This window comes from Ideonella sp. P3_A4, from assembly GCF_056403075.1.
In genome coordinates this window covers 1-4,312 of the sequence record NZ_JBFUGE010000518.1, presented here as the reverse complement: position 1 = coordinate 4,312, position 4,312 = coordinate 1, and the positions used below count along the sequence as shown (strand labels likewise).

General features: G+C 61.2%; 5 protein-coding genes. 1 reads left to right on the top strand and 4 read right to left on the bottom strand.

Going from position 1 to position 4,312, the window contains the following annotated elements; genetic code table 11:
- Positions 1-38: 38 nt before the first annotated feature.
- Positions 39-1,157 (top strand): ATP-binding protein, encoded by a 1,119-nt coding sequence (locus AC1DYI_RS28015; RefSeq protein WP_477207399.1) that lies wholly within the window; start codon positions 39-41, stop codon positions 1,155-1,157.
- A gap of 71 nt (positions 1,158-1,228) precedes the next feature.
- Here AC1DYI_RS28015 and AC1DYI_RS28010 read toward each other — a convergent pair whose 3' ends face one another.
- The 4 genes from AC1DYI_RS28010 to AC1DYI_RS27995 form a co-directional block, all read right to left on the bottom strand.
- Positions 1,229-1,636, bottom strand: coding sequence for a response regulator (locus AC1DYI_RS28010; RefSeq protein ID WP_477207398.1), 408 nt, complete (start codon positions 1,634-1,636; stop codon positions 1,229-1,231).
- A gap of 412 nt (positions 1,637-2,048) precedes the next feature.
- Positions 2,049-2,432 carry a hypothetical protein gene (locus tag AC1DYI_RS28005; protein WP_477207397.1) on the bottom strand — a complete coding sequence of 128 codons (384 nt, stop codon included), beginning with the start codon at positions 2,430-2,432 and terminating at the stop codon, positions 2,049-2,051.
- A gap of 161 nt (positions 2,433-2,593) precedes the next feature.
- On the bottom strand, positions 2,594-3,121 hold the full coding sequence (locus AC1DYI_RS28000) for a hemerythrin domain-containing protein (protein ID WP_477207396.1): 528 nt from the start codon (positions 3,119-3,121) through the stop codon (positions 2,594-2,596).
- Positions 3,122-3,369: 248 nt separating this feature from the next.
- The gene (locus AC1DYI_RS27995) at positions 3,370-3,879 is read right to left on the bottom strand and encodes a hypothetical protein (protein WP_477207395.1); all 510 of its coding nucleotides are present in this window, start codon (positions 3,877-3,879) and stop codon (positions 3,370-3,372) included.
- Between the last annotated feature and the right edge of the window lie 433 nt (positions 3,880-4,312).

Genomic DNA, 4,312 nt, shown 5'->3' with positions numbered 1-4,312 from the left:
CTGGCGCTATCCTCTTGGGCTCACACCTCGGAGGTGCCATGCGGTTGGCGGACTTCATTCTTCGCGACATCGAACGAATCATTGCCGAATGGGAGGCGTTCGCCGCCACCCGGCTCCCGGCCGCTAACACGATGACGCGTCTCGCCCTGCGCGACCATGCCAAGCAGATCCTGCAGGCGATCGCGAAGGACCTTTCGACGTCGCAGACGGGCGCTGAGCAGCAGGCCAAGTCGCGCGACGACGCACCGCAGCTGCTCGGCGCACCGGAAACCGCAGCAGAGACTCACGGGCTGCTGCGCGCGCAAAGCGGCTTCGACATCAACCAGATGGTCAGCGAATACCGAGCACTGCGGGCCAGCGTGCTGCGACTGTGGTTCGAGGCCTGCGAATCTCAAACACCGCACGTACACGACATCGTTCGCTTCAACGAAGCGATCGACCAGGCGCTGACTGAATCTGTGACCTTCTACACCGAGCGCGTCGAGCAGGCTCGCAATCTCTTCCTGGGCATGCTCGGACACGACATGCGCACGCCGCTGCAGGCCATCCAGATGACTGCGATATATCTCGCTCGGGCTCACGTCGGCACAACGGTGTCCGAAGCGGCGGCCCGCCTCATGACGAGCGGCAAGCGCATGCAGTTGCTACTGGACGACCTGGTCGCCTTCAACCGGGTCACATTAGGCCTGGGCATTCCGATCAATCGACAGCCCGCGGACATGGCCGAGCTCTTCGAACAAGAGATCTTGCAGCTTCGGGCGGCTCACCCCGAGCGGCTCATCGAGCTACAGGTGCACGGGTCCGCCGTTGGGTCATGGGACGCAGTGTGCTTGCAGCGTATGCTCGACAACCTGGTGGGCAACGCCCTGAAATATGGCTCGCAGGACGCGCCCGTGCGAGTGGTCGTGGCGGGTCAAGCAGAGGACTTGATCGTCGAGGTGCACAACCAAGGCGAGCAGATCGATCCACAGAAGCTGGAAGGCATCTTCGACCCGCTCAAGCGCGGCCTGCATCGCGGTGAACCCACCAGCGACACCGGCCTCGGACTGGGTCTATACATCGCGCGCGCGGTCGCCAAGGCGCACGGCGGCGACATCCAGGTTCGCTCCAATCAGAACGAGACCGTGTTCGTGGCGCGCTTGCTGCGCGAACCCTGATATCCCCAGGCGCTTGAACCAAAGCCGAGTGCGCTGTGGGCGTGTTCGACACGCTGCCTTCATGTGCGCCCTTACTTGAAACTGCGAGCTGCGCCGATCAGCGCATACAACATCTCCAAGCTGATGGGCTTCTGGACATAGGTATCGAAGCCCGCCTCGAGACACGACGCCTCCTCCTGCAATTTGGAGGCGGCGGACAGGCAAACGAAAGTGGCCGTGCGACCCTCTGGAAGCTTTCGGGCAAGCGCGACCAACTCCCGGCCATCCAGCTTATGCATGTTCAGATCAGCGATGACCAAATGCGGCTTGAACTTGCTGATGGCATGAAGTCCAGCTTCGCCGTCAAAGGCGGCGAACGCGGTGCAGCCATTTATCTCGAGCAGGACCTTCAAAGTCTCGGCTGCGTCGACGTTGTCGTCAACAACAACGACTCGAAGCTGACCAGCTGGCTCGTTTGGGGAGGACAAGGTATCTGGCACCCACTCTTGCGTTGAAAAATGCTCACCCCCAATACCGGCCCCGCAATCGAGCCATCTGGATGCGTTTGTAGGAATCGATTGCCCGGCGGCCTATGTCTTGTCAGCGTGCAGGCAAGCATCCCGCGCCTATCGGCGCTTTTTTCTGGACTTGCTCTTGCTGGCCACCGGCGGTAAGGCGCCAAACCATAGCTTGAGACTTTCCCGGGACGCGTCAGCTACCGCGGTACTCATCTGCCGCTTGACGTGTGCTGTGGCTTGACTGCGCAACGGCGCTGCCATCCGGTTCGCACTGCTCAGCCACATGCTCATGAAAGGGTTCTTCTTCAGCCATGGATTCGACATGAAACTCCTTGGATGGGCTTTGACAGCGCGAAGCGCAAAGGGCACTCGCCACAGCGGTGCTGTGCGGAGGTCAACGGGTGACACGGCCGATAGCCGCACCCAACGCCAATGCCGCCGCAACCGCGATCAACGGGTTGCCGCGCACCGGGCCGCGCAGGCTCTCTGCCCATGCCGCGCGCGTTTCGCTCAGCTGAACCTTCTTCGCATGCACCAGGTTCTTCGCGTCGGACAGGCTCTCTTCCAACGACTGGACGGTGGGCGTGATGCTGCTGGCGAAGTGGTCGATCGATTCGTGGGCTTCTTGGACCACGTTCTGCATCAGATGGGTCGCAACGGAGGCCCCATTTTCGGTGTCGGGCTTTGACGACGCGGGTGTTTCGGATGAAGGGACTGCGCTGATCTTCCAATCGTCGGCGGGGATGAGCGGGGAATCGGTAAGGTTGTTCATGACCATCCTTAAGAGCGCCAAAACGGCATGAGCTTATGGCAGTCCGCATGCCCGCTCACCGCAATAGGGTGGCTTCCTTGGTGTGCCGGGCCGGAACGTTGTTAGCGTCTTCTGTAAAGCAAGAGCGCGCCAATGGCGCGCATCTCTTTTTGGCGCAAGCCTGCTGACTATTCGTCCGGTTGTTCAGCAAGCTGTACCGCAAGCTCTTGCTTGCGAGCATGCATCTCTTCGCCGAGGGCCTTCAGATCGGCCTCTGACTTACGCATCTTCGGAAATAGCTCGCCCTCCTCTTCCTTCACGTGGTGCTCGATGTACTCCCCAAGCACTTTGACTTTTGCGTCGTACAGGGCTTCCGATGGCTCCATGGACTGAATCTGTGCAATGAGGTCCTTGGCACTGGCATGCTCAACCTCGGCCTCATCCAGCAGATCCTGCTCTTCGAGTTCCTCGCGGGCGGCGGGGTAGAAAATTTCCTCTTCCACGGTCGCGTGTACCGTGAGTGCATCGCAGATCTGCGTGGCCAGAGCCAGACGCTCGTCTTCTTCGGCTTCCGCAGTTACCAGTTCCTGGTAGGCCTTGAACATCGCTTTGACTTCGGCATGATCGGTCGTCAGCAGCTTGATCGCGTCAGGCGCAGCGTCCGACTTCTTGGTGGCTGTCTTGCTCGGCGAAGAGCGCTTGTTCCCTTGAACCATGATGTCTCCTATGACGCGACGTGCGTCCGCCTTCTCAGGGCAACTGCTGTGCCGCCCCTGCATCCCTGGGCGTGCAGCAGCAACACCTGGATCAAGTACATCGCTGTGACCTTTCAGGAGACACCGAGGCGCTTTGCGCCGGCTTGAGGTCGGTCAGAGTTGAGTGCATATCGGCTCTGTGCCGAATCAAAAATGGCGCTCCTCAGAGCGCCGTTGTTCGGGGGTATTAGGCGTGCAAGCTTTGCGGATCAGCCGCCTTGACGCTCTTGACCACTGCGCCCTTGGCCGCTTCCGGCTTGATCATTCTGGTCAGGGCGTTTTGGGTCACCTTGTTGGCTCTGTCCGGCCTGCGGGTTTTGCCCGGGCTGCGCTTGGCCTTTCTGTTGCCCGCCCTTGCCTGCGTCTTGAGACTGTTGGCCAGCGGGACGGTCCTGGCTGCCCGACTGGATGCCGCGTTCATCCGCGCCTTCCTGGTCGGGGCGGCCACTGCCCTGCTGCTTTCCGCTCGCGCCGGTCTGAGACTGCTGCCCCGCACCACGCGGATCGGTTTGCGTGGTCCCCTGCTGAAGGACCGGAGCGTCCTTCCGATCCTGCATCTGGCCAGATCGGCCAGAGTCTTGGGTTTGATCTTGTTGACGCTGGGTCTTATCGGCGCCGAGCCCTTGCCCGTCGTTGCGCCGTTCGGAGTCGTTCTGGGCGGCGTTGGGCTGAATGCCTTGACCTTGATTGCCACTGGGCGTGCCGTTTTGCGATGCCATTGCTGTCTCCTGGAGAGATTCGCGGCGACGTGCCGCCAAGAGGTTCAGCAATCGCCAGGCCTGACGCGGTTGCGGACCACGACCATGAGAAGCCCTGGGTCAACCGGCTTGACCCGCTTATGTGCGCTACCGCACAGACACCGCGACAAGAGTGGCCCTCAATGGATGGGGAGCCATGCACCGCCGATGCCCACCCGTGGGCGAGTTGAATCATATGGAGGACGAGTTGACACAACAGCTAGAGGTGACCCCGTCGCGCAGTGTCTGCCGCTCGGCGTCGAGAATTCATTCGAACCTTGATTCGCCTTGACGAGGGGTGGAGATGGTCTGGCGATGGGCAACGTGTCAGCTCGTTCAACGTGCACGGCCGCGCCTGCTGTCACGGCGGCAGTTTGAGCGACACGCCAAACGTCAGCTCGCCGATGGATGGGGT

Coding starts and splice junctions, on each gene's coding strand:
- AC1DYI_RS28015 (WP_477207399.1), top strand. CDS start 39: ATGCGGTTGGCGGACTTCATTCTTCGCGACATCGAACGAATCATTGCC.
- AC1DYI_RS28005 (WP_477207397.1), bottom strand. CDS start 2,432: ATGGTCATGAACAACCTTACCGATTCCCCGCTCATCCCCGCCGACGAT.
- AC1DYI_RS28000 (WP_477207396.1), bottom strand. CDS start 3,121: ATGGTTCAAGGGAACAAGCGCTCTTCGCCGAGCAAGACAGCCACCAAG.
- AC1DYI_RS27995 (WP_477207395.1), bottom strand. CDS start 3,879: ATGGCATCGCAAAACGGCACGCCCAGTGGCAATCAAGGTCAAGGCATT.